Source organism: Streptomyces sp. NPDC054813, from assembly GCF_053611365.1.
In genome coordinates, this window is sequence record NZ_JBSHAF010000025.1 from 56,211 (window position 1) to 79,446 (window position 23,236).

General features: G+C 69.7%; 26 protein-coding genes and 1 pseudogene. All 27 read right to left on the bottom strand.

Annotation, left to right across the window (positions count from 1 at the left end):
* Nucleotides 1-774: 774 nt before the first annotated feature.
* Nucleotides 775-1,465: pseudogene (locus ACWGJB_RS38020) on the bottom strand (DUF2637 domain-containing protein); the annotation flags it as partial.
* Nucleotides 1,466-1,731: 266 nt separating this feature from the next.
* The gene (locus ACWGJB_RS38025) at nucleotides 1,732-2,637 is read right to left on the bottom strand and encodes a ParA family protein (protein WP_362995054.1); all 906 of its coding nucleotides are present in this window, start codon (nucleotides 2,635-2,637) and stop codon (nucleotides 1,732-1,734) included.
* Between the two features lie 95 nt (nucleotides 2,638-2,732).
* The gene (locus ACWGJB_RS38030; RefSeq protein WP_453384620.1) at nucleotides 2,733-4,115 is read right to left on the bottom strand and encodes a ParB/RepB/Spo0J family partition protein; all 1,383 of its coding nucleotides are present in this window, start codon (nucleotides 4,113-4,115) and stop codon (nucleotides 2,733-2,735) included.
* A 405-nt stretch (nucleotides 4,116-4,520) separates the two neighbouring features.
* Entirely contained in the window at nucleotides 4,521-5,444 is a 924-nt protein-coding gene (locus ACWGJB_RS38035; RefSeq protein WP_453384621.1) for a DUF1643 domain-containing protein, read from the bottom strand.
* Between the two features lie 105 nt (nucleotides 5,445-5,549).
* Complete coding sequence (locus ACWGJB_RS38040) at nucleotides 5,550-5,957, bottom strand: RapZ C-terminal domain-containing protein (RefSeq protein ID WP_453384622.1); 408 nt, start codon at nucleotides 5,955-5,957, stop codon at nucleotides 5,550-5,552.
* 72 nt (nucleotides 5,958-6,029) lie between these two features.
* Nucleotides 6,030-6,416 (bottom strand): hypothetical protein, encoded by a 387-nt coding sequence (locus ACWGJB_RS38045; protein WP_453384623.1) that lies wholly within the window; start codon nucleotides 6,414-6,416, stop codon nucleotides 6,030-6,032.
* Between the two features lie 36 nt (nucleotides 6,417-6,452).
* Nucleotides 6,453-7,199, bottom strand: coding sequence for a hypothetical protein (locus ACWGJB_RS38050; RefSeq protein ID WP_453384624.1), 747 nt, complete (start codon nucleotides 7,197-7,199; stop codon nucleotides 6,453-6,455).
* A 245-nt stretch (nucleotides 7,200-7,444) separates the two neighbouring features.
* Nucleotides 7,445-7,945: a hypothetical protein gene (locus ACWGJB_RS38055; protein ID WP_453384625.1), complete on the bottom strand. Its 501-nt coding sequence runs from the start codon at nucleotides 7,943-7,945 to the stop codon at nucleotides 7,445-7,447.
* Between the two features lie 140 nt (nucleotides 7,946-8,085).
* Nucleotides 8,086-9,048, bottom strand: coding sequence for a DUF5131 family protein (locus ACWGJB_RS38060; RefSeq protein WP_453384626.1), 963 nt, complete (start codon nucleotides 9,046-9,048; stop codon nucleotides 8,086-8,088).
* A 138-nt stretch (nucleotides 9,049-9,186) separates the two neighbouring features.
* Complete coding sequence (locus tag ACWGJB_RS38065) at nucleotides 9,187-9,606, bottom strand: DUF4326 domain-containing protein (protein WP_453384627.1); 420 nt, start codon at nucleotides 9,604-9,606, stop codon at nucleotides 9,187-9,189.
* A 101-nt stretch (nucleotides 9,607-9,707) separates the two neighbouring features.
* Nucleotides 9,708-10,403: a hypothetical protein gene (locus tag ACWGJB_RS38070; RefSeq protein WP_453384628.1), complete on the bottom strand. Its 696-nt coding sequence runs from the start codon at nucleotides 10,401-10,403 to the stop codon at nucleotides 9,708-9,710.
* Complete coding sequence (locus ACWGJB_RS38075; RefSeq protein WP_390848976.1) at nucleotides 10,400-10,747, bottom strand: hypothetical protein; 348 nt, start codon at nucleotides 10,745-10,747, stop codon at nucleotides 10,400-10,402. The genes ACWGJB_RS38070 and ACWGJB_RS38075 overlap by 4 nt, the downstream gene beginning before the upstream one ends.
* Before the next feature lie 39 nt (nucleotides 10,748-10,786).
* Complete coding sequence (locus tag ACWGJB_RS38080) at nucleotides 10,787-11,176, bottom strand: hypothetical protein (RefSeq protein ID WP_453384629.1); 390 nt, start codon at nucleotides 11,174-11,176, stop codon at nucleotides 10,787-10,789.
* Nucleotides 11,152-11,703 carry a hypothetical protein gene (locus ACWGJB_RS38085; RefSeq protein ID WP_453384630.1) on the bottom strand — a complete coding sequence of 184 codons (552 nt, stop codon included), beginning with the start codon at nucleotides 11,701-11,703 and terminating at the stop codon, nucleotides 11,152-11,154. Before ACWGJB_RS38085 ends, ACWGJB_RS38080 begins: the two co-directional genes overlap by 25 nt.
* Complete coding sequence (locus ACWGJB_RS38090) at nucleotides 11,700-12,338, bottom strand: GGDEF domain-containing protein (protein ID WP_453384631.1); 639 nt, start codon at nucleotides 12,336-12,338, stop codon at nucleotides 11,700-11,702. The genes ACWGJB_RS38085 and ACWGJB_RS38090 overlap by 4 nt, the downstream gene beginning before the upstream one ends.
* Nucleotides 12,335-12,571, bottom strand: a complete 237-nt coding sequence (locus tag ACWGJB_RS38095) for a hypothetical protein (protein ID WP_453384632.1) — start codon at nucleotides 12,569-12,571, stop codon at nucleotides 12,335-12,337. Before ACWGJB_RS38095 ends, ACWGJB_RS38090 begins: the two co-directional genes overlap by 4 nt.
* A gap of 267 nt (nucleotides 12,572-12,838) precedes the next feature.
* A complete protein-coding gene (locus ACWGJB_RS38100) occupies nucleotides 12,839-13,531 on the bottom strand; it encodes an AAA family ATPase (RefSeq protein WP_453384633.1) in 693 nt (230 codons plus the stop codon).
* Between the two features lie 144 nt (nucleotides 13,532-13,675).
* A complete protein-coding gene (locus tag ACWGJB_RS38105; protein ID WP_453384634.1) occupies nucleotides 13,676-13,864 on the bottom strand; it encodes a hypothetical protein in 189 nt (62 codons plus the stop codon).
* A complete protein-coding gene (locus tag ACWGJB_RS38110; RefSeq protein ID WP_453384635.1) occupies nucleotides 13,861-14,256 on the bottom strand; it encodes a hypothetical protein in 396 nt (131 codons plus the stop codon). The genes ACWGJB_RS38105 and ACWGJB_RS38110 overlap by 4 nt, the downstream gene beginning before the upstream one ends.
* Nucleotides 14,257-14,276: 20 nt before the next feature.
* Entirely contained in the window at nucleotides 14,277-14,732 is a 456-nt protein-coding gene (locus ACWGJB_RS38115) for a transcriptional regulator (RefSeq protein ID WP_453384636.1), read from the bottom strand.
* Nucleotides 14,733-14,876: 144 nt separating this feature from the next.
* Nucleotides 14,877-15,602 (bottom strand): hypothetical protein, encoded by a 726-nt coding sequence (locus ACWGJB_RS38120; RefSeq protein WP_453384637.1) that lies wholly within the window; start codon nucleotides 15,600-15,602, stop codon nucleotides 14,877-14,879.
* Nucleotides 15,603-15,698: 96 nt separating this feature from the next.
* On the bottom strand, nucleotides 15,699-16,361 hold the full coding sequence (locus tag ACWGJB_RS38125; protein ID WP_453384638.1) for a hypothetical protein: 663 nt from the start codon (nucleotides 16,359-16,361) through the stop codon (nucleotides 15,699-15,701).
* 63 nt (nucleotides 16,362-16,424) lie between these two features.
* The gene (locus ACWGJB_RS38130) at nucleotides 16,425-16,562 is read right to left on the bottom strand and encodes a hypothetical protein (protein WP_453384639.1); all 138 of its coding nucleotides are present in this window, start codon (nucleotides 16,560-16,562) and stop codon (nucleotides 16,425-16,427) included.
* 205 nt (nucleotides 16,563-16,767) lie between these two features.
* Entirely contained in the window at nucleotides 16,768-19,344 is a 2,577-nt protein-coding gene (locus ACWGJB_RS38135) for a DNA translocase FtsK 4TM domain-containing protein (RefSeq protein WP_453384640.1), read from the bottom strand.
* Between the two features lie 332 nt (nucleotides 19,345-19,676).
* Nucleotides 19,677-20,201: a hypothetical protein gene (locus ACWGJB_RS38140; RefSeq protein WP_453384641.1), complete on the bottom strand. Its 525-nt coding sequence runs from the start codon at nucleotides 20,199-20,201 to the stop codon at nucleotides 19,677-19,679.
* Nucleotides 20,202-20,287: 86 nt separating this feature from the next.
* On the bottom strand, nucleotides 20,288-20,515 hold the full coding sequence (locus ACWGJB_RS38145) for a hypothetical protein (protein WP_362997511.1): 228 nt from the start codon (nucleotides 20,513-20,515) through the stop codon (nucleotides 20,288-20,290).
* Nucleotides 20,516-20,552: 37 nt separating this feature from the next.
* Entirely contained in the window at nucleotides 20,553-23,105 is a 2,553-nt protein-coding gene (locus ACWGJB_RS38150) for a hypothetical protein (RefSeq protein WP_453384642.1), read from the bottom strand.
* Between the last annotated feature and the right edge of the window lie 131 nt (nucleotides 23,106-23,236).

Below are 23,236 nucleotides of genomic sequence, written 5' to 3' on the forward strand. Positions count from 1 at the left end.
CGTCCGGAGACTGCTCATCGATGGCGGCGCTCACCCTCGGGGTGCGTTGCTCCTTGGCGGCCTGGGCGCCCGCGCCTGCGCGCGCCGCCTCGGGTTCCTCTTCAGACGGGAGGACCTCTTCGGCGGCCTGCTCGTCAGGTTCGGTGGCTGCATCTCCGGTGGGCGGTCCGCTACTGCGGAAGTCACGCTCCTCAAAGCTCGCTACGAAGGCTGCCAGGTCTTCGCCGGTGATCGGCCGGCCGCTGTCTCCGGTGATGGCGTCCCGCTCGTACACGTACGCAGCAAGTGCGACGGCATCCGGATAGGTGCCGAATTCCTGCGCGTAGGTGCGCCAGGCGCTGTGGAAGTAGTCGTACCACTGGTCGGCTGGCTCCGCTCCGTCGGTGCCAGCGGGCTCTTGGCCAACGAGCGCATAGCGTTTCTGCAGGATCCGGAGCAGTGGCTGCACCTGGTCCTCGGAGAGCGGATCGCCAGATCCCGTGGAGATGCCATAGGTGTCGCGAAGCCAGATAGCCCACTGCGTCGGGGTCGGCTCGGCCTGGAACTGGGCGAGGAACGCCTGGTAGGCCTCGGCGAACCGATCGGCCGCTTCCTCGGTCGACTCCTGCCGCTCGTCCGGCCGCCCGGGCACAGGGGTTGGGACGGTGTCCGGGACCGGCTTCGGCTCTGCGCTCTCCAGCTCGGCCGCACCCTGTCCCTGCGGTTCCGCGGTCTCGTGGGTGGCGTCTTCCTCCTGGTCCGCTGCGGTGACCCGCTCGACGGTGAACTGGATCGGTGGCTCCTCGATGCCGGCGGCGGCGAGACCGGCGAGCGCGGTCTCGGCGAGCGGGACGCCGTACCGGGCAAGCCGCAAAGGCATCAATGCCTCGACGGGGGCCTTGCGACGCCAGGCCCGGCCGAAGCGGGAGCGGAGGCTGGACTGGTATACCAGGCGCTCCTGCTCCAGCTTGATGACCTGTTCGTAGGAGCGCAGCTCCCACAGCTTCATGCGGCGCCAGAGCAGGAACGTGGGCACGGGCGAGAGGAGCCAGCGGGTGAGGCGGACGCCTTCCATGTGCTTGTCGGCCGTGATGTCGGCGATCCGGCCGATCGCGTGCCGCGCGGCCTCGACGGCAACGACGAACAGGACCGGGATCACGGCGTGCATGCCCACGCCCAGCGGGTCCGGCCAGGCCGCCGCGCCGTTGAAGGCGATCGTGGCCGCTGTCAGCAGCCAGGCCGTCTGGCGTAGCAGCGGGAACGGGATACGGATCCAGGTCAGGAGGAGATCCAGGGCGAGCAGGACGCAGATGCCCGCGTCGATGCCGATCGGGAAGACGTAGGAGAAGTTCCCGAAGCCCTTCTGGATGGCCAACTCGCGGACGGCCGCGTACGAACCCGCGAAGCCGATGCCGGCGATGATGACGGCGCCGGTAACCACCACGCCGATCAGGACCCGATGTGCTCGGGTCAGCTGGGGTATCACACCGTTCCCCGCAGCCACGTCCCACTCCCCTATTCAAGCCTCACAACTGAGCTGTTCTCACACTCCCACGATGTGGGTCGGGTTGTGGCCCTTCAGGATCGGCTCTGGGCGGATCGTCCGCGAAAAGTGATCATTGAGGGCCATCTGCGGCGGTGTGCAGTAGGCGCTCGGGGTCCGTGCTGTCGGGCGCCCAGACAACAGTGCGGCGCCTGTCCCCAGGTGAGGGGTCAGGCGCCGCGCGTGCACGATATTCCGTCGGAATAAGCTCATCGCTTCCGCGTGGAGTTGAGGCGTTGGATGCCGAGGGCGTCCGCAACAGCAGCGATGTCCTGGAGTGCCTCGTTGCGGGGATCAAGGAATCGCAGCGGGCGCTGCGTGACGATGGTGTCCTTGAAGCGCTGCTTGCGGCGGATGATGGGCAGCAGCTTGGTGTTCCAGTCCGGGTTGCCGCGGATTGCTTTGATGGCATCGTCTGCGACAGCTCCGCCGCTGCGACGGATGTTTCCTTGGGCGTCCATGGGGATGTTGGTGGCGAGGATGTGCTGGACCTCGGTCTTGAAGCCGAAGCGGCGGAACTTACGCGCCCCCTTGTCCAGGGTGTCTTCGAGGTCTTGCAGGCCGATGATGTACTTGAACTCGTCGGCGACGCATCCGATGACTTCCGGGCCGACCATAGCGATCGACAGCAGAAGAATGCCGAGTGTCGGACCGCAGTCGAAGAACAGGATGCTCCAGCGCCCTGGGGGCAGCTGCTCGTCCAGGACGTTCTGCAGCCATAGCACACCGGCAGGGTCGAGGCCAAGGTTGACTTCCGCATCCGCCATCTCTGGCGTCCCGAGGATGAGGTCGAGGTTGGGGATACGGCGGAACGCGTTGTCGTCTTCGCCTTCACCGATGCGGTAGCGGGCCGGCACGACGGCTTCCTCAAGCCGGTGCTTCCCCTGCAGGACATCGAAGATGGTCGGCTGACCCTCGGGTGGGTCCTGGTAGCCGAGGATGTGGGACGCGGTGCGCTGGGGGTCGAAGTCGGCGACGGCTACAGAATGCCCTCGCCCGGCCGCCTCAACGGCGAGGTTGATGACGTCCTGAGTCTTGCCAGCGCCACCGGCGATGACAGAGCAGGCGAAGATGCGGGGCTCTTCGGGTGCCTGGGTGGTCCTAGAGGTTGGCAATGGTTCTCCTGAGGGTCGTGCTGGGGCGCCCTCGTATTCCGTCGGAATATCGCTGCCTCAGCGAGCGCGATATTCCGACGGAATACGAGCCTGCCTCACTTGCCGCCGAGGCGGTCCTGTTCCCACTCGGTGGGCTGATAGTTGACGGCGGACTTCAGGTGGGCGAGGTAGTCACGGTCCTGGGCATCCCAGGGGCGGCTGGCGACCGAGGCGCGCTGCTCGGCGATGGCCAGGGCGACGGCCAGGGCCACGTGAGCGGTCAGCTTTGCGTCGCCGGATGCGGACACCTCCGCGAAGTATTTGTCCGGCTTCGCAGCATCGGGCCCGATGGGCTTGGCGCTTGACCGGAGCCACTCGTGGGCCGTCTCCCGTGCGGCCTTGCTCGGGGCAGCGAGAAGGGCGGGGGCGAGGAGGCGCAGGGTCTCCCGGGGGTTCGAGGGGACTCCCAATTCCAGGACGGTGCGGCAGGCCTGCACTCGCAGCTGTGCCGCTTCGGCGCTGGGATCGGGTTGTGGTTCCTTCTGTTCCTCGGGATTGGTCCGCCCGGTCTGCTGCTGGTCGGAGGAGCCGAGTGCAGAGCTGCTTGGCTTGGCCTCTTCAGGATTGGCACCCGTTGCCGGCGCTCCCTCGGGTTCCGGCTCGTCGGGGGAGTGCTTCTGCTGCTGCGGGACGGGGGGAGCCGACTTGGTCTTGGCCTTGGTCTTGGAGGTTGTGGGTGCTGGCGGTGACAGAACCCTGGCGGCGGCGAAGGCGGCCTTGATTCCCTCCTCCTTCATGACCAGCCAAGCCTGCAGCAACTGTTCCTGTGTGGTGAGCCTGTCGAGCAGGATCTCTGCCTCGCTGACAGCGAGTCCGTCCATGACGGCCGTTTGCACTTCGGTGGGCAGCTTGAGGAGCTTGATCCGGCGGGAGATGTGAGGCTGCTTGCAACCGGTCTGTGCGGCGACCTCCGCTTGAAGCATCCCGTCGTCGAGCGCTCCTTGAAAGCCCAAGGCCTCTTCGATCGGGTTGAGGGGGATCCGCCGCATGTTCTCGGGCAGACCGAGGAGCCGGGCCCTGGGGATTTTCGAGTTCGTGACTTTGCAGGGAGCAGTGTCGTGGCCGGCCCGGGCCAGCGAGATCGCCCTGTTGTGTCCGATCAGGGTGACGTAGTCCCCCGCCGGGACCGAGCCCAGTTTGTCTTCCAGCTCGTCGAGCTTCTCCGGCTGCGTCTCAGCAAGGCGGGCGCGCCAGTACTCGAGGAACCCTTCGACCTCAGCAACCGACAGGTCCTGCAGGACACCGCCTTCTGCCTTGATCGACTCGGTGAGGTCCTCGATGTCCTCGTCCCGGTAGACGAGGCGCGGATTGAAGGGGTTGGGGTGGAGTTGCTCAAGGGGGATTTCGATGACCTCAACGGCATCAGGGTCGTCCCAGATGCTTCGGGTCTTCTTCTTCCTGCCGAAGGTCATCGTGGGCCCGGAGGCTCCAGCGGCCATGAGGGGTACTCCTGAGACGAAAGGGTGCTAACTGCAGGTGACCCTAGCGGGCTGGTAGCCAGGTCCTCGCCAACGGGGCGGTATTCCGTCGGAATATCCGAGACTTCGAGGCGATCTATACGCCCACTTTTGGTAGCTCTCGTCTCGTTGTGTCCGCGCGTCCCAGCGTGCTGCCGTGCATCGGCCTGGGGACTGATATTCCGTCGGAATACTCGGAGGGGTGGCCTCTCCCCGCGCCGCGTACCGTGCTGGGGCCAGGGACGGCCGTGCCAGGGATCGGCTGCGGCTCGAAGAGAGGCCCACGACACACGAAAGGCCCCGCACCCCGGATCTGTCTCCGGGGTGCGGGGCCTCGAGGTCACGGTCTGTTGGCTGGACGGCCGGGCCGATGATGGGTGGCCGTGGTTATCCGGCTTCCACGGAGCCGAGGAGGGCGTCGTACGCGATGCAGGCCCTCTTCCAGATGCGGGCGGCTTCTTCGTATCCCTCCTGTGCGTGCAGGCGTGCCCAGAGGTCAGGGAAGTTGCGGCCGGTGCCGTCACCGTCTGGGTCGCTGTCCATCAGCATGGCGAGTTGGTCTGGGTCCGTCGGAAGGTGTGGGTTGAGGTAGTCGAGTCCGGGGAGATGGGGATGCACGGTCACGGTCGTGCCGGGGACGTGTTGGGTGCTGGTCCGTTGCAGACGGAGGCTGGTGGCGATGGACGCGGCCTGGTGGAGGTAGTCGTAGGGGCCGAGGCGTATGTCGGGCAGGCCTGGACGGGCGAGTACGACGGCGTACTGCGCTTCTCGTTCGGACGTCAGGAGGCGGGAGGGGCGGGCTTCCCAGGGTTGCGGGGTGAGAGCTTCGCGAAGCCGAAGGGGGTGGTGGGGGTGGCCGCCTTGCGTGACTGCGAGCGTGCTTAGCCGGTGCATGCCGGGAAGAGCGAGGACGTCGGTGACGCGTTCGGGGTGGGCGTGCGTTCCCCATCCCGCGACGAGGGGGCCGCCGGTGTGTTCGGCGACGGCGGCCGCGGCTCGGAGATAGGCAGCGTTCTCCGGTCCGACGGGGTCGTCCGCCGTTGCGAGGTCGCGGGGCTGGGTGGCCCGCCACGCGTACAGGTTGACGATGAGGAGGGCCCCGCAGCCCCAGCTCTGGGCGTACTTGATGCAGCGCACGGTGGTGGCGTCGTCCGTGGTCGCGTCGGCGGTGGACGGGTTCAGGAGGACGAAGGCGGCGCTTTTGCCGGTGTCTGCCCACTCGCGTGCGAGCAGGTAGCGGTACTGCCCGCAGTCGGACAGGACTGCGGACCGCCGCACCTCACGGGGCGTGGCGGGTAAGGGTTTCGCCATCGGTGATCCGTTTCGTGGTCGGAGTGATCTGGTCGTGGGGCCGGACGACGTCCAGCGCGGCGGGGCGGTTCGACGTGTGGTCCTGGAGCTGGCCTGTGGTTCAGGTCAGCCGGTCGGCGTGGTGAGGACGCGAGGCAGGTGGACGTGGAGGTGTTCGACCTCAACCTCCAGGCCTTGTTTGCGCAGGTTTCGCGCGAGGAGTTCGGTGAGGCCGCTGGCGCGGTGGCGGCCGCCGGCGCATCCGATGGCGATGTGCCGGGGCCCGGCGGGCAGCTGGGCGTAGGCGGTGAGGTTGTCGAGGAGCTCGCGGGCGCCGGGGGTGGCCAGGACGACGTCCTGCACGCGGGGGTTGAGGCCGTCGAGGTCCAGGATGTCGCGGGCGGCGGCAGGATCGCGGAGGCGGTCGCGGACGTCCTCGATGCGGTCGGCCTGTGGCGGGACCGGGCGGCCTTCCGCGTCCTGGTCGAGGTGGAGGTATCCGAACGACGTGAGTTTGATGCCGCGCTCAGACATGTGGAGGGTCCCTTCATCGAGGTGGGGATCGGCGGGCGGCCGGAAGCGGAGAGCCTGGGGCCGCCCGCGCGGTCAGTGGGCGGCGTGTGCGGTTGCGGCGAGGAGGGCGGCCAGGGCGCGGGGATGGTCGGAGGCTTCCAGCGTCCACAGTCGGATGGGGGTCTGGTCGACGGTGGTGTCGATGAACGTCATCCGCCACCAGAGCCAGTCGGGCATGCCGTCCTGGTGGGGCTCGGTGTTGCCGTAGGCGCTGGCGCCAGTCCGGTGGGCGGTCGTGTTCAGTGCCTGTGCCCAGGCCTGTAAGGCTGTCCGGTCTTCGACCTGGATGAGGGCGGCCGGTCCGAGGCCACTCACGTCGGCGGCGTCCACCGACTTCGCGGAGAGGCCGGGGTGGGCGGCCAGTAGGGCGGCGGCCGCGTCGGATGCCGGAGTGCTGGGGGTGGGAAGGGCGGTGGTCATGGTTCCTCTCGTTGCCGTGGTTCACGGCGACCGTCGTCAGTCAGTTGCCGCCGGGGTGGTGGGGTCGGCCGGCGGGGTGCTGGTGGCGGCGGAGGTCGCCTGCCGGGCGCGTTGGGCGTCGAGTTCGGCGTGGCGATGCTGGAGCTGGTCCATGGCCGTGTGGTCGGTCAGGGCCGTGGTGATCAGGTCCCGCTGGTACTCCATGCCCTCGTAGATGCCGCGGTGGTAGCGGCAGGAGTCCTGGGCTTCGGCGCAGGCCGGGCAGTCCTCCCAGTCCAGCGGGTCGTACGGCGCCGTCTCCGGTCCGGGGAGTTCCCGTGTCTGTGGGGTGGCGGCGGGGGAATGGGGGCTGGTGGTGAACAGGTCTTCGCGCCAGGTGTCCGGCATGGCGCGGAGGAAGTCGGCCAGGGCGGCCGCGATCTGCGGGTAGTGGTCGTAGAGCGATGCCCATATCCGGCCGGCTTCGTCGGTCGGCTCGGTCTTGGGGGATAGCTCGTAGGCCTCGCGGGCGTAGGCGCGGATCTTCTCGCGGCGCTCCTCCCAGCCGGTGGTGTCGATGCCGGCTTCTACGGCTGCGCCCAGGATGCGGGTGTCGTTGAGGAACTCCGGGGCCAGCAGGGACTTGGCGAGGTCTTCGGCTGCGCCGGGGTCCCTGCGGGCAAGCGCGGCCAGCGCCTGGTCGGTGAGGTAGGCGCTGTCGCGGGTCCAGATGTCGGCGTTGGTGTAGGCGGTCGCGAGCATGCGGGTGCGCAAGCGGGTGAGTTGGGGGGTGTTGTCCGTCATGGAGGGGCCCTCCTTCAGGGGCTGTCTGGTGGGCGTTTGTGCTCAGGGGATGGGCGTCTCTGTCACCGGGCCGTGCTCGGCAACGAGGACCCGCCACCGGATCCACCGTGTGCCGGTGCAGGTCCACCGAGTGGGGCCGCGGGTCCACAGGCGTCCGTGGCGGTCGAGGACCGCTTGTACATGGGCGGGTGCTTGGAACGAGCCGGGCCCGTTGGACCGCCAGGTGCGGGCGGCTGTCGTGCTGCTCAAGCGCTGGCAGCCACGGAGGTGGTGGTGGGGGCAACGATCCGGGCGGCTTCCGCGCGCCATGCCTCGCAGTCGCAGAACACCGACCGTTGGGGGTGTACGAGGCAGCCCCGGTGGTAGCGGTCGACTGCAGCGAGCAGTGTCGGGTGCGCGGTGCGGGCGAGACCGACGCTTCCTGTAACCCCGGGGTGGCCGTTCCAGGTGGAGTCGACGTCGAAGCCGCGGCGGCGGAGTTCGTCGGCGAGTGTCTCCAACTCCCCGGGGTCCAGGGGGTTCGCGGGGACGTGGTCGCCGTCGTTGTCGAGTTTGTACTCGACCTTGGAGACGTCCACGGATACGACGGGCAGGTGGCGTGCTCCGGTGGGACAGAACCCGTACCAGCGGTTGGCAGCCGGGTGGCTGAGGGTGATGCCGTGGTGCTGCTGGTGGGAGTTGTCGGGTTGCTCTGTCGCGTACAGCCAGTCCAGGCCGGCGGTGAGGATGTCGTCGAGAGTGGTCATGGTGGGGCTCCTGGTCAAGGGAGTGGAGGGGCGTCCGGATGCGGGGCATGCGGTTGTGTCGCGTCCGGTCGTTGTCGGCTGGGTGGAAGCGCCGCGGTGTTGTCGTGCTCGGGCTGTTCTTTGCGGCGCGAAGGCGAGGGTCAGGCCCGGTACGACGGGCGGGTGGTGAGGGGCGGGACGGCGTCGTGGAGTTGGCCGTCCAGGAGGCGGCCGGCTCGCTTCTTGCCGAGGCGGATCATCTCGACGCGATGCCCGAGGTCGTCGATGGGTTCTCCGACAAGCACGCTTCCGGCTACGGGGCGGCTGCGGATCACGTGGTAGCCGCTGGGGGCCCACTCTCCCCACTGCTTGAGGAAGTAGTGCACGCCCGCGGCCTGGCACTGGTCTCTGAGGCTGCGAGCCCATGCGGGGTGCATCGGCCGGGCCTTGGGCCCGGATTCGCCGCCCGCGATGACCCAGTGGATGCGTGCCCGCCGGGCCCAGTGATCACCGACGTGTTCCATGCCGTCGACCACTGCGCCCTCGGGAGCATCCAGGTAGGGGTCAGTGACGTCGGTCCGCTCGACGAGGTATGGCGTCAGGTCAACGTGTTCGACCAGCGGCTCGCAGGACAGGAACCGAACTCGGGCGTTGACCTGGAGAAGGAGGGGGATCCGTTCGTCGGCGCGGCGTTGGTCTTCGACCGAGGTGCCTATCCAGACGTGGTCCGGCCAGGCGCCCGTCCAGGGCGTCATGGCGGACACGTTCTCCGGCCTCTTGGTCAGCAACTGCCAGCGCAGCCAGGGTGTCTGCTCGATGACCTCCCAGAGCCGCGCGCGGGCGGCCGTGACCTGGGGGTGGTCCTCGAAGACGTCGCCCATGCTGGCGGCGAACACGCGCAGGGGGACGCCCGTGCGCTCTGCCTCGCGGTTCCACGTCAGGGGCTTACGCCAGTAGGCGTCGGAGAGCATCCGTCGTTGGCCGCCGAGGTGGAACACGTCGTGGCCCCACCGGCGGGCGAATTGGTCCGCGTAGCAGTTCCTGCACCCGGGCGAGATTCGTGAGCACCCCCACCAGGGGTTGAAGGTCTTGTCCGTCCACTCGATTCCGGTGTGGTCACCCACGGGTCTCTTCTCCTGCGCGGTTGGGGGTGGTGGTTGTTGCGGAGGTCGGTGAGTGGCTGAGGTAGGAGGCGTAGTCGGTCTCAGCGAACCGCCATGCGGCGCGGTGGCCGCGCGGCGACGGCGCCGTTATGGAGCCGGTCACGTGGTGGTCCTCTCGGGTTGTGCGGCCAGTCCCAGGAGCACGGTCGCGTGGCAGTGGTCGGGCTCGCCTGCGCTGGGCAGTGGGCACGTGCAGGCCAGGTCACGGCCCCGTAGGCGGCTCAGGCCGGTGAGGACGCGGCGCCGGTCGAACCTCTTTCGGCCGACGGCGTAGGTGTCGGGGCCCTCACCGTGCAGCCAGGCCCGGTAGCAGGTTCTGGCGTGCTCGCGGGCGGCGGAGGGTGTGCCCAATTCCCGAGCGGTGCCGTCCGGTGCGATGACGACGCTGTTTTCGACGCGCCAGGGGTTTCCGTAGCGGCTGCTTCGGTCGACGATCATCGCGCTTCCGGCGCGCCAATTCTTTGTGCGCTTGCGCTGGGTGCGAGTTGGCGTGGTGTCCGCCTGGGGGAGGCTGGACATGGCGCTCCTTCGTGGTGTTGTGGTCCGGTCCGGGGGGAGGCAGCCGGGGCGGCCGGGATCGGTGTCCGGCGGCCGCCCCGGGCCGTAGTGGGGTGTGCTGGTCAGAGCGTGCGCGTGTTTGCCGTCCTGTTCGGCCAGGTGCGGCGAAGCCAGCTCCGCATTCGGTGCAAGCGCGCCGGCCGCCGCCTGGTGGGCGGGGGCGGCGGTGTGGGGTCGGGCTCCGTTGGGTCGGGCTCCGTGGGGTGGGTGTCGGCGGGTGCGGAGGTTGCGCGCCGTCGGTGGGCGGCAATGAGATCGCCAAGGGCGCTGGGGTCGTCGGTGGAGGCGACCCACTCTCCGGAGGTGTGCCAGAGGCTGGTGAGGCAGGCGTCGGGGTCGTTCCACGTCTGGTAGTCGCCGTAGCGCTCGATGTACCCGTACTCGGACAGGGCCACGGGGCCCAGCTCGTCCTCGCTGTCGACGTGGCTGAGGTCGACGCCGTTCTCCAGCACGTGGATGGCGCTGACCTGCAGCCGTATTCCGTCCCCTGGATCGCGGGGAAGCTGGAGGTGGCCGCTGACGCGGAGCAGGTCGCTGGCTCCTAGGTCGGTCACGACGGCGTGTGCCAGTCCGGGCTCGGTGACCGTGCAGGGCATGACGAGTTCGTCGATGCGGTCTTCGGTGGGTGAGACGACCAGTTGGAACCGGGTCGTCTCACCGGACAGGTCGTCGGGGAGCGTCTCGTCGTCGAGATAGCCCTCCAGAACGATCAGGCCGCCGGGTTCCCCGGGAGGAGGGGCAGGCAGGGGCGCGTTCACCGCACGGCCCTCCGTACTTGCCGGCCGCGGGGACGCAGCGCGCGGGGCAGTGCGCCCAGCGTCCTGCGGCGTTGGGCGTGCTCTCGGGCGTGGGCTCGCCCGTGGGCGTGCGCGCAGGAGGTGCAGGGTTCTTCCCCTCGGGCTTCATGGCAGTTGTGGCCCTCGACCGTTCCGTGCGGGGCGGTGATGCCGTGCAGGGCGGCGAGGCGGTAGAGGTCATGGGGATCGGTGCCGGTGCGGACGGCGATGGTGCGCTGCGTGTAGCCGTCGCGGAGCAGGGTCAGGGCGACGGCCTGCGAGGCGGTCAGTGCCTGCCGCGGGCTGGGGATGACGGAAGCCGCCATGGTGGAGTCCTTCTTCAACGGAGTTTGGGAGGAGGGCTGTCAGCTGGGCGATCCAGCGAGGTGGCGGGTGCCGCTGCGGACGAGACGCAGCGCCGGCCGTGGCGCTGCGGGTTGCCTCGGGGCAGCCAGTTCGATGTCGGCGGTATGGACCACCAGGCGCAGGTCGCTGGTGTAGGTGTCGGGCAGGGCGAGGTAGCCGCTGACCGTCAGCGGGGCGCCGGGCTGCAATGCGGCGAGGTCCGCAGCGGCCGCGGGGTCAGCCATCGCGCAGGGCAACACGGCCTCGCGGACTTCGTGATCGTGCCCAGCGGGGGCGCAGTTGTGGTGTTCGGGCGCGTACGTGAGCCGGAAGTAGGCCTGGCCGTCGATGAGCACGGCGGGGTCGGCGAGCGTCCCGCTCAGGGTCATCGGGTGGGTGTGCACAGACATGCTGAACTCCTTCCGGGCCGTGCGGTGGCTGCGGGCGCGGCCGGGGAAGAGGCAGCGGCGACGGTGCACGTGGAGGGTTCCTTGCGGAGATGAGCAGCGAGGCAGGCAGCGTTCCGGGGGAGCGCTGCCGCGACGCGGTGACGCAGGGGATCGTCCGGCACCCAGATGCGTTGGCGTCCCTTCACCTGCGTGACGGGGGTGGCCAGTTGGATGACGTCGGAGAGCTCCCAATGCCAGGTACTGTCGCGGTCGGCCCACGTGCTGCACCGTCCCTCGCAGTCGGTGTGCGCCTTGGAGATGCGGGCGACGGCCACTACGGATCCCCTGGGCAGCTCCAGGTCTTGGGGCACCTGGCGCACGGCCGCACTGTCGGTGTCGAGGCCGGCGTGGACGAGGATGAGTCCCTGGTAGGTGGGCGCCCAGCTGCGGTTTTCGATGTCCTTGCCGAGGGCGGCCACTGCCGAGGCATGGGGCTGCCAGAGCGTCAGGGCGCGTACCGGGTACGCCTCACTGATCACCGGTTTCATACCGAGGCCCTCGCTTCCTGTGCCGGGGAGATGACGTTCACCGTGGAGGCCGTGGGGCTGGCGGCGCGGCGGTGGGCGCGGCGGCCGCTGCGCCCTCGCGACTTCTTGATTGCGTACATAGCGGCGTCGGCGGCCTCGAGGACGGTCGAGGCCGACGGCTGCTGCACCTCGGCGACTCGTACGGCGCCGATGGAGGCGGTGACCTTGAGCGGGCCTCCCGGCCAGGGCACTGGCCGGGCGAGCTCGCGGGCCAGGCCGTCGATGAAGGCCTTCAGGTCCTGGACGCTGATCGCGGCGACGAACTCGTCCCCGCCGAGGCGGGCGCAGACGCTGCGGGGTCCGCCGTTCTGGGTGACGAAGTCGTCCAGCCGGGCGCCCTCGGCCGTGAGCACGGCGTCCCCGGCCTTGTGGCCGAAGTCGTCGTTGACGGGCTTGAAGCCGTCGAGGTCGAGGAGAAGCACGTGGGTGATGCGCTCCTGGCGGATCAGCCGTTCGGTGCGGTGCATCCAGGGGCGTCGCGTCCACAGGCCGGTGAGGGGGTCCCGTCGTTCGGCGCGGAGTTTGCGGGCGAGCAGGCTGGCGTGGAGGGCCCATCCGGCTGCCGGTATCGCTGCGGTGAGCATGATCTCGTTCACGACTGCCCCGCTTCGGTGTCGGTGACGGGGCGGACGACGACGTACTGGTCGTCAGGGAGGGACTGGTGGACGTGAGCGCCGTCGCCGAGGACCGCGGCCTCAGCATCGGCCTTGGCCAGGGCCCGGGGCTGGTCGGTGCCGATGGAGTAGAGGCGCTCACCGGGGCGGCCAGCACAGGTCGGGCAGCCCGGTGCCAGGGAAGTGGTTGCGGGCTGGGTTAAGGCTGTGGTCATCTCGAAGTGCCTCCGTTTCGGGGGTTGGTGGGGCGCGCCCGGTGGTTGCAGGCCGAGGGCGCGCCCCGCACGCATGAGTGGGGCAGGATGCCGCCGCCGTAAGCGCGGCAGGGGTACGTCGGCTTGAGGTGGGCCGCCGAGCGGCTTTACGGCGTAAAGACCGGCGGGATCAGCGGCTGACGACCGCGGCAAGGAATGGGCGTCGTCTGCGTCAGTGGACCGTTCACAGCGCGCACCCATCTCGGCACGGCTGACCGCTGATCACGCTCAGCATCGGTCGGTTCCGCCATACGCCAGAGCCAGGCCGGTGCGCCACGAGGCGCCGACCGTACGGACGTCGATGAACCCCTCATCGGCCAGCAGCGGCAGCGACAGCGCCGTCTGCTCGAACTGCCACTCCAGGGCCCCGTCCGGCACCCGCCGGTTGGCCGGCCGCTTGCTGTTTCGCAGTAGGCAGACGTCCAGCCCGGTCACGAACACGACCGCGGCCACGGGCCTGCCCCACCGATGGGCCCGTTCCACCAGACGCGTACGGACAGCGGCTTCTACGTTGGTGGAGTCGAGGACGGTGGTCTCGGCGTACTGCAGCCGTGTCTCCACCAGCAGGTCCTGGATCTGGACGGCCTGCGGAGTCACGGCCTGGTTCCCCGCATCTCCGGTCAGGCGCCTGCGCAGTTCATCCAGGCTCACCACCCAGTCGGCGGGGAAGGCGTCGGCGAGACGCGTCTTGCCCGCCGCTGCGGGGCCGACGAAGACCACGAGGGTCCCCGGCTCGAAGAGCTTCCGGGTCTCGTCGCGCTCGTGTGCATCGGCGTCGCGCGCCGCGTCCCTGACGTCGGGGTATCGGTAGTTGCCGGCCTGGCAGCCGGGGGACTGACAGTCCCAGCCGAACGTCTCCTGGTCCCGGTGGCGTTCCGGGAACCGCCAGGTGAGGTGTGGCTCCAGAGCGGAGCTCGTCATGGCTCTCCCAACACAGTTTCGTCATGGGTCGGTTGGCGGCCGGGCAGCCGGTTGCCGGTGGCGATTCCGGGCCGCACCGTGCGGGCGGGTGGGGTGGGCTCTTTACGACGGAAAGGACCCACCGGCACGGGGTCTGTCCTGCTGTCAGAGGTGGATGGTGATCTGGCGCCGGGGGTCACCGGCCTGGGTGTGCACCGTCCTGCGGTGCGCGTCCAGGCCGGCGGCGCCTCCCTGGATCGGCAGGTGACATTCGGGGCAGCCCTGGGACCAGGTGTCGCCCTCGGGCAGGCCGTCCGGGGTGAGCGGGTGCGGGTGCGGCGGCCGCGTCGTCATGCGCCTATCGCCTCGCGCGAGCCCGGGACGTACCGGATCGCGCTGGCGACGTATCCGATGTCCATCAGGCTTCCGGCGTCGTCGAGCCGGTCCCGTAGGACGTTCATGCGTGCCCACGCTGTCTTGAGCTGCTCGACGAGCCATTTCGTGTCGTCGCTGGCGCTGTTGAGCGTGGCCTCGATGTCGGCCAGACGGCTGGCGTCGAGCACGCCCGCGGCCAGGTAGGCGTCCGCCCGGCGGACTTCGTCCTCCGTGAAGGCCTCGCCCAGTCGCCGCTCGGCGTCGGCCTGCGGGTCGTCGTGGTAGCCGGCGAACTGGCGCAGCATGACCGCTTCACAGGCGAGCGCCCAGTCGTCCCAGCCTGGCTTGTTGCTGTGTTCGCGGAACGTCATCTGCGGACCTCCTGCCCGGTTCACTTGGAACCGGCGATGACGGCCGCGACGGTTTCCACGGTGTGGTGGAACGCCTGGTCCAGGGCGTAAGCGCCTCCCAGCGGGCCGCCCAGGGCGTAGAAGCGCTCCTTGCCGGTGGCGTCCGCGACGGCCCTGAGGTGGATGCGCCGGTCGGCCCACCAGTGGGTGGCGGCCGAGAGGGTGAGCGCCGCGGCGACACGGCTCGGCTTGAGGCGCAGGCCGAGGGCACGGGATCCGGCGAACAGGGCGACGGCCTGGGTGGCGGTGTACGTGGCGACGTGCGCGGTGCAGGCGATGCGTCCGGCCCGGCTGGACTCGCCCTCCTGCTCGTCGTGCTGGCCCTTGGTGACAGCCTGGTGGTCGGACTGGATCCAGTGGTCGCCGAGGTCCGCGGCCATGCGCATCAGGGCGTAGGCGGCGGCGAAGCGGACGGCGCGGGTGCTGTGCTCGGTCATGGTGAAGGGACTCCTCATCTCGCTGGTCGGGTGCAGGTGACGGTGGTGCTGTACGGATGGCGCTCGGGACCGTGAGCGAGCCGATCGCTCATGGGTGGCCGTGGCGGCGGGGCCGGCTTCCACCGACGCCGTGTTCGTGGGGCGTCAGGCCGCCCCGCGGGTCTTCGGCGAGGGTGCCGTCGACGCGGCGGGCGAGTTGCTCGTCGCGCTGGACCGCCGGGAAGGGGTGCCGTGGATGCTCCGGAGTTCGGCCGCACACGCGTCGCACAGGAAGCGGCACACCGCGGCGAAGGGGTCGGTCGTTCCGGTCCCGAGCTCGGCCAGGCAACCGCAGTTGTCGCAGACCAGGCCGATGAGCTTGCGGAGTTCGTCGAGCTGGCTCGCGAACGCGGCGCGTTCGTCGGGGAGCATGGCGGCGACGATCCGCTGGGCATCGTTCCGGTCGTCGGCCAGTACGGCATGCACAGCGGCTGTCTCCGGGAACGTGGCAACGACGGTCGCCGTGGCGTCGGTCGGGAGGCAGCAGGTCGGCGACTGGAGGTCGCGGCCGTCGTCTTCGGCCGGGCCGGGGTCGGGGGGCGCCGACGGTGCGGGCGTCTCGTACGGTGCGGTGATCTTGTCGAGGGCGGCGCGGATGCGGTCGGCGTTGCCCAGGACGAAGGAGCGCTGCTGCTCGGGCGTCATGCCGTTCACGTGAGCGGCCGTCTCGTCCGGGGGCGGACCGGCCGTCTCGGCCAGGTGCTCCAGGTGGAGCGTCGCCACGACCAGCTCGCTGATCATCGGCGTTTCCGTGCGGCGGGTGTTGGGTCCCACGGCTTCGGCGGACTCGGGTGCCTCCGCGCGGCTGTGGGTGATGTCCATGGTCGTCATGGGGCGCTGGCCCTCCGTGTCGGTCGGAGCCCGTCTGTCGGGCCTCTGCACTGCCCCGGCCCGCGAGGGGTCGGGGCGGCACAGGGGTCCGGCAGGTCAGGCGCTGACCGGCTCGTCCTCCGCCTCGTGGTTGAGGTGCTGCTCCAGGAGGTCACGCACCTGGTCCATGGACGTGACGGGGACCGGCTCGTCCTCGGTCTCCGGGACGACGAAGGCGTATTCGTGGGTCGCGAACTTGCCGTCCTCGTTCTTGCGGTAGTGCACGTAGGCGCCGTCGGTGAGGGGGAACAGGGCGCTGGTGCCGTCGATGCCCACCCACAGCTTGGCCTTGTGCAGGAGGTTCCCGGCGGGGTCGATCTTCCCGGAGTACATCGCGGCCTCGTGGGCGCCGCCGGCCCGGGCGGCCTCGGTCAGGCGGTCGATGAGTTCCTCGGCGTCGGTGGGCAGGTCCTCGTCCGTCTCCTGTGTGTCCAGCCCGTAGGCCGGGGAGGTCGAGGTGCGGGTGAGGGCGCGCAGCGGCGACATGAACGAGTCGAGGAGCTCGCTGACCCCGAAGGCGAAGGCGATTGCGATGAGGCCTGCGGAGAAGGCGGCCCAGGTCGGCGTGGTGCTGCCGGGCCAGCCGTCGACTCCGGCGGCGGTGAGCAGGGCCGGCGCGTTGTAGCCCAGTACGCCGCCGGTTCCGGCGGCGGCCAGCATGACGAGGTTTTCGAAGCCGGCCGTGGCGATGGCGGCGGTGGTGCGCATGGTCTTGCCCATGGGGTTCTCCTCCTTGGGGAGTCCGGGAGCGGTTTGGAAAGGCGGAGGCCGCCCGATCCGGGATCAGGCGGCCTGCGGAAGGGGGCCGAGCAGCCGGTGGTGCGCGTCGCGTTGGCCGGCGACGGTCACGTGCTCGTCCTGAGGTTCGATGGGGTTGTCTGCTGTGGTGCCGTCCGAGGCGAGCGCGGGCGTGAAGTCCATGGGGGCACCTCACCCGTCGGCCCCGACCAGGACGGCGACCATCAGCCCCGACCACCGGTCACGATCAGGCAACGTGTTGCCTGATCTGCCGTGGTCGGGGTGTTGGTGGGGCCGACCATGACGGGCCCGGGCCCTGGAGTGCCCGGTCCCGAGTTGTGGTCGCACCCGGCTTGCTGCCCGCCGACTTCATGGCGGCGGGAGCGGCTCATTGCAGCCGCTCTGCGCCAGTCGCGGTCCGACTTAGCTCCTGGAGGCTGTCGGGGTCCGCGTCTTCTCCTTGCGCGCTGCCGGGTATGGGACGGAGCAGTGCCAGCACCCCGTCCAGTTCATCCGGCTTCACCAGGACGGCGCGCGCCTTGGAGCCCTCGCTGGGACCGACGATGTCGCGGGACTCCATGAGGTCCATCAGCCGCCCGGCCTTCGCGAAGCCCACCCGGAGCTTGCGTTGAAGCATGGACGTTGAGCCGAACTGGGTGGAGACGACCAGTTCGGCCGCCTCGCACAGCAGGTCGAGGTCGTCGCCGATCTCTTCGTCGATCTCCTTCTTCTGCTGGGTGCCCACGACGTCGTCCCGGAAGACGGGCGTCATCTTCTCCTTGCAGTGCTGGACGATGGCCGCGATCTCGTTCTCGGTCACGAAGGCGCCCTGCATACGGGCCGGCGTGCTCGCTCCCATCGGCAGGAACAGTCCGTCGCCCTTGCCGATCAGCTTCTCGGCGCCGGGCTGGTCGAGGATGACGCGCGAGTCGGTGAGCGAGGCGGTGGCGAAGGCGAGCCTGGAGGGCACGTTCGCCTTGATCAGACCGGTGACGACGTCGACCGACGGCCGCTGGGTGGCGAGCACCAGGTGGATGCCTGCCGCGCGCGCGAGCTGCGTGATGCGGACGATCGCGTCCTCGACGTCCCGCGGCGCGACCATCATCAGGTCGGCGAGCTCGTCGACGATGACCAGCAGGTACGGGTACGGCTGGAGGTCGCGCTCGCTGCCCGCCGGCGCCTTCACTTTGCCGCTTCGTACGGCGGCGTTGAAGTCGTCGATGTGCCGGAACCCGTAGGCCGCGAGGTCGTCGTAGCGGAGGTCCATCTCGCGTACGACCCACTGGAGGGCCTCGGCGGCCCGCTTCGGGTTGGTGATGATCGGCGTGATCAGGTGCGGGATGCCCTCGTAGGCCGTCAGCTCCACGCGTTTGGGGTCGACGAGGACCATGCGCACGTCCTCGGGGGTCGCGCGCACCATGATGGAAGTGATCAAGCAGTTGATGCACGAGGACTTGCCGGAGCCGGTGGCTCCGGCGACCAGGATGTGCGGCATCTTCGCGAGGTTGGCCATGACGTATCCGCCCTCGACGTCCTTGCCGAGCGCGACCAGCAGGGGGTGATCGTCGTCGGCGGCCGCGGCCAGCCGGAGCACGTCACCGAGGTTGACCATCTCGCGGTCGGTGTTGGGGATCTCGATGCCGACCGCGGACTTGCCAGGGATCGGCGAGATGATCCGGACGTCGGGGCTGGCGACGGCGTACGCGATGTTCTTCGTCAGCGCGGTGATCCGCTCGACCTTCACGGCCGGGCCGAGCTCGACTTCGTAGCGCGTGACCGTCGGGCCGCGCGTGAAGCCGGTGACGGCAACGTCGACCTTGAACTCGGAGAAGAGGTTCGAGAGTGACGCGACGACCGCGTCGTTGGCGGCACTGCGCGCCTTGCCGGGCCCGCCGCGCGCAAGGAGGTCGAGCGAGGGCAGCGCGTACGTGATGTCACCGGACAGGCGGAGCTGTTCCGCGGGCGCGGGAACATCGCGCTCCTCGCCAGCGGACGGCGCCTTGGTGAGGTCGGGGACAACCAGGGGAGTCGACGTCGTCGCGGGCGGCTGTGTGACGGGGGTCGGCGTTGCTGCGGCCTTGAGTTTCCCGCGCGGCGCGAGGGCCGCCTGCTCGACGCCCTCGGGGTCGTACGCCTCTTCGACGGGCCCGCGACGGCGGGAGCGCGCGGTCGGCGGCGGCTCGTGCCGCTGCTCCGGGATTCGCTCGTCGTCCTCACTTGGCATGTCGGCTGTCTGCTCCTGGACGACGCCGAGGTGCACGACGAGCGCCCGCAGCCGCTGCGGGATGGCGTTGACCGTGGTGGCCGTGACGACCAGCAGCCCGAAGACCGTGAGCAGCACCAGCAGCGGTGCGGCCAGCACGTTGCTCACGGTGTAGGTCAGCGGGGTCGCGACGCCCCAGCCGATCAGTCCGCCGGCGTCCCGAATGGCCTGCATGCCGTCGTCCCGCGCGGGCGAGTGGGCCGCGATGTGGATCAGTCCGAGGAGGCCGATCAGCAGCGTGGACAGGCCGATCACGATACGACCGTTTGCCGTGGGTTTCTCGGGGTGCCGGACGAGCCGGACTGCGATCACCACGAGCAGGATCGGCACGAGCAGGTCGAGCCGCCCGAAGGCGCCGGTCACCAGGATCTCGACCAGGTCGCCGACCGGGCCCTTGAGGTCGGCCCAGGTGCCCGCGGCGACGATCAGCGCGAGGGCGAACAGCAGCAGCGCGGCGCCGTCCTTACGGTGCGCCGGGTCGAGGTTCCTGGCGCTCCGCCCCATGGTGCGGAACAGCCGGGACACCATCCTGGTAAGGCTGGGCGCCGATTTTCCGCGGGTCCTCTTCGCGGGGGCCCGCTTCGCGGGCGTCCTCTTCGCCGCGGCCCTCTTCGCCGGTGCGCTCTTGGCCGGTGTCCTCTTGGCCGGTGTCCTTTTCGCGGCGGGTTTCTTGGCGGGGGTCTTCTTCACAGTGGCCTCCATGGAGGTTGGGTAGGCAGGCGGTGCTTGGGTGACGGGGACCTGGCGGACCGGTCTTCTGCCGTTACGCGAGCAAGGTCACGACGAGCGCGAGGCCAGCGACGCGATGAGGACTACGGCAGCCAGCGAGAGACGGAGGCGCGGCGCCCCGGCAAGGGAAGTTGGTGGCGAGGACCGCCAGTACGCGGTCTGGGTGGCCGGGCGGACACCGCACGGCCCCGCGGTTCCGCCTGATGGGGCGGCGAGCGGGGGCGTACGGAGAACGGCCGATCACTGGTGGAGCGGAATGGTGCTGAATCAGGCGAGGTCGTTCTTCGCGTCATGCGGGGCCAACATCACTCCCGATTGCCGGGGAGTTCGTTGTGGGTGGTGCCGAACCACTTGGTTTCGGTGTGCAGTTCGTTGTGCTGCACGTAGTTCGGCCCGGTGAAGTGGTTGACCGTGTTGTTCGGCAGGGCGGAGGCGCCATCGCGTACGGCGCGCCCGATCATGCGGGCTGCGACGCCGATCGAGGTGATCACGCCGACGGTGCCTACGCCGACGATGGTCAGCGTCGTCGGGCTGACGTTGGCCAGCCGCCACAGCACCAGCGAGATGGCGGCGCTGACCGGCAGCGAGCCGAACGAGTACACGAGTACGAGCGCCGCGTGGTCCGTGGCCCGCTGGGACATGGGCGGTCGTCCGTGCCGATCGAACGGCACGTCGTCTCCCATGGCGGGCTTGGGCGGCGGAAGGTCGGGGGCGACGAGTCTGGTGGTCGTGGGGGCGTTACTGCTGTACCAGTTGGCCAGCATGCGCGCCTCGTCGACCGCTTCCTGAGCCGTCTGCCCCCGCCCGAGGCCTGCGAGGTCGTCGGCCATGTGGCGTGTCTCCTTGCTGAGGGGTCGGGGGTGGACGCAGTAGAGGCGGCCCGCTGGGTGCGGGCCGCCTCCTTCGTGGGGTGGCTCTACTTGGACGAGACCGAGTTGACGGTCTGGGAGGCCGACTGGACTCCGTTGCCGATCATGGTCTGAACCTTCTCGACGGCCGTGGCACCCCAGGGGGTGGCGACCGCGAGGATCCAGAACAGGGACACGGCGAGGAACTCCCGGCGGCGGAAGGAACTGTCCCTCTTGAACCAGATGCCGAGGCCGATGCAGACAAGGACGAAGAGTCCGGTGACGGTGATGTTCATGGAGAAGTCTCCAATTCGGTGAGGGCGGGGTGGGGGGTCAGGCGTCGACGCGTTGGTCGTCGAGGGGGGAGGCCGTGTGCCAGTCGCGGTCGATCTTGGTGAGCTTCCCGAGCCGTTCCAGACGGGTCGTGGCGTTCGCGACATTCGACGGCTGGAGTTCGGTGACCTCGGCGATCTGCTTGTTGCGCCGGGCACCGCCGTCGACCGCGTACCAGACCTTCTGGGTGCGGGTGAGCGGCACGAGTTCGTCCAGGTCCTCGTCTTCGCCGTCCTCATCCGCGGCGGCCGGCGCGGGCTTGAGGTCGATGACCGTGGCGTGCGGGCTGTTCTTGGACTGCTCCTGCTTGATCAGGTCGAGGAGGAAGGCTTCCTCCTCGGCGGCGTCCAGGTAGCGGTATTCCTCCCGACGCAGGTACGCGGCGCCGGCGGCGTCGGCCTCCGGGTCGGAGAGGGTCGCCATGGGGAACCCGCGGGCGACGCGGGCCGGGTTGGTGTGGAACATGGCCCGGGACTGGGTGTACTGGGCTTTTCCGTCGGCGAGGTAGAACAGGCCGCCTGTCTCGGACCCGTCCGGGAACCGCTCGGGAAGAGGCTCCAGACGGAATTCCGGGGTGCGGGAGCCGAGCGACATGACGTCGACGTCGGCGCGCGCGGTGCGGAAAAGGCCGATGTTCCCGGACTGGAGCATGTCGCGAATGGCGTTCGCGCTGGCGTCCGATCCGATGGAGTCCAGGTTCGGGATCTGGACCCAGGCCCGTGCGGACAGACCGGCCGCCCTGGAAAGGCGGCCCACGCTGGACATGGCCCGGGTCAGCGGCTTGACGTGGAACGCGTGAGGGTCTTTGAGGACCATCTCGTTGAACTCGTCCCAGGTGACGACCATCGGGGCGAAGGGCTCGCCGGGCACGAAGAACGACCGGCCCTGCTCGATGAACCCTTCCGCGTCCAGCCACTGCATTTTCATCTGCTCGCTGTAGCGGTACTCGCTGACCCGGGTGGCGGACTGGCCCATGAGCATGGCCCCGACCGGCGACTTGACCAGCCAGTCGAGATCTCCGAACCAGGATGCGTATCCGGCGCCGCCCTTGCCGTCGGCCAGCCAGGAGATGAAGCCGTTGACTCGCTGGGCGACCTGGAGGTCTTCTTCCAGGGAGGTCTTGCCGGCGCCGGTGGTGCCGGAGCCGAACGAGTGCACCGCCGATGCGGACGGCCGCCCGGACAGGCCGCGGCGGATCGGGTCGAACTTCAGGAGCCGCCACTTCGCCGGACGACCGTAGATGTCCTTGCCGACCGTGACGTAGCCCTGCGCGTCCATGGTCAGGGCGCGTAGGTCGAGCGCCACACCGTCCTGCAGCGGGTTGGTGCTCATCTCGTTGACTTCGATCCGGCGGGCATCGATCACGCGCAGGTGCAGCCGGGCGACGGCATCCTCGCCGGGCATGTCGAGGGCCTGGGCGATGCTGCGCGGCTGTACCTCGGCGACCGAGGAGCCCCGACGCGGCATCAGGATCTTGAACTGGCGGCCGTACTCCGTCTCCTGCACGTCGTACAGCTCGCTGCCCATGTACGGGCCGAACTCCTGCCACACAGCCGGAAGGTCGTCCATGTCCAGGTCGGCGGCCGCGGCGGTCCGCAGCCGGACGGTGAGCTTGGCGCGGCTGGCGGACATGTCCTCGGGGCGGTAGACGTTGACCGCCCGGGGCGGCACGTCGAACGCGATCGAGATCTCGTCCTGCCCGACGGACAGTGCGGGCCTGGCGGTGGTGGACACGATGATCGCGGTCAGCTTGTCGTCGTCCAGGTGGATGTCGACGAGCTTGGAATCGGGCAGCGGGCCGCGCTCGCATGCGATCCACTCATCCCACCGCGCCAGGTACCAGCCCGCTCCCTCCGGGTGCCCGGCCGGGGAGACCCCGAGGTCGGGACGGGCCCACACCCACGATCCCCACGCGGACCCGAGGGACGCGGCGACAATGTGGGCCCACCAGGGCACGTCTATGAAGCCGCTCGCGGGGATCGCCGCCAGAGGCCCGGCACGCAGCGCCATCTCGGCGGGCGTGTACCGGCGCCACCAGCCGCGCTCCCAGTCGGGCAGGGCCTTGGCCCACATCCGCCGCAGCCTCGCGCAGCGGTTGCGGTAGGCCTCGGCCTTCGCCGCGCGTACGAGAGCGGCGCGGTCGTCCCGGTGGCGCCAGCCGTCGGCGATGCCGATGGTCGGCACGAGCATGCCGTCGCTGCCCACGGACGGGCCGTAGCCGTCGTCTTGGGCCAGGCGGCGGCGCATCCGGCGGACCTTGCGCCGGTAGCCGCGCCGGCTGCTGCGGGCCATCCACTCCCACGGCTCGCCGTGCCCGGGCAGCCAGCGCCACGGTCCGGGGTTCATGGCCAGAGCGGCCCAGCCGGCCGCGAGGCCGGTTGCGCCGATCGTGGTGAACAGGAGCGGGTCGCCAGACAGCAGGCTCGAGGCGATGCTGAGCCCGGACCCCACGTACAGGCCGGGGTTTTGCATCTGGGCCGCCCGGGCTCGCAGCCCGGTCAGCTCCTGCGGAGTGTCTTCTTCTTCCTTCGTCGCTTCAGTGGTCGCTGCCATCCGGCTTTCTCCGATTCCGGGATGTCACAAGGGCGGGGGGGGGCCCCGGGGGCCCCCCCCCCGGGGGGGGGTGGGTGGGGGGCGCCGAGTCCGGGGGGGGTGTGTAGAGCGGGGGGGGGGAGGGGGTGGGG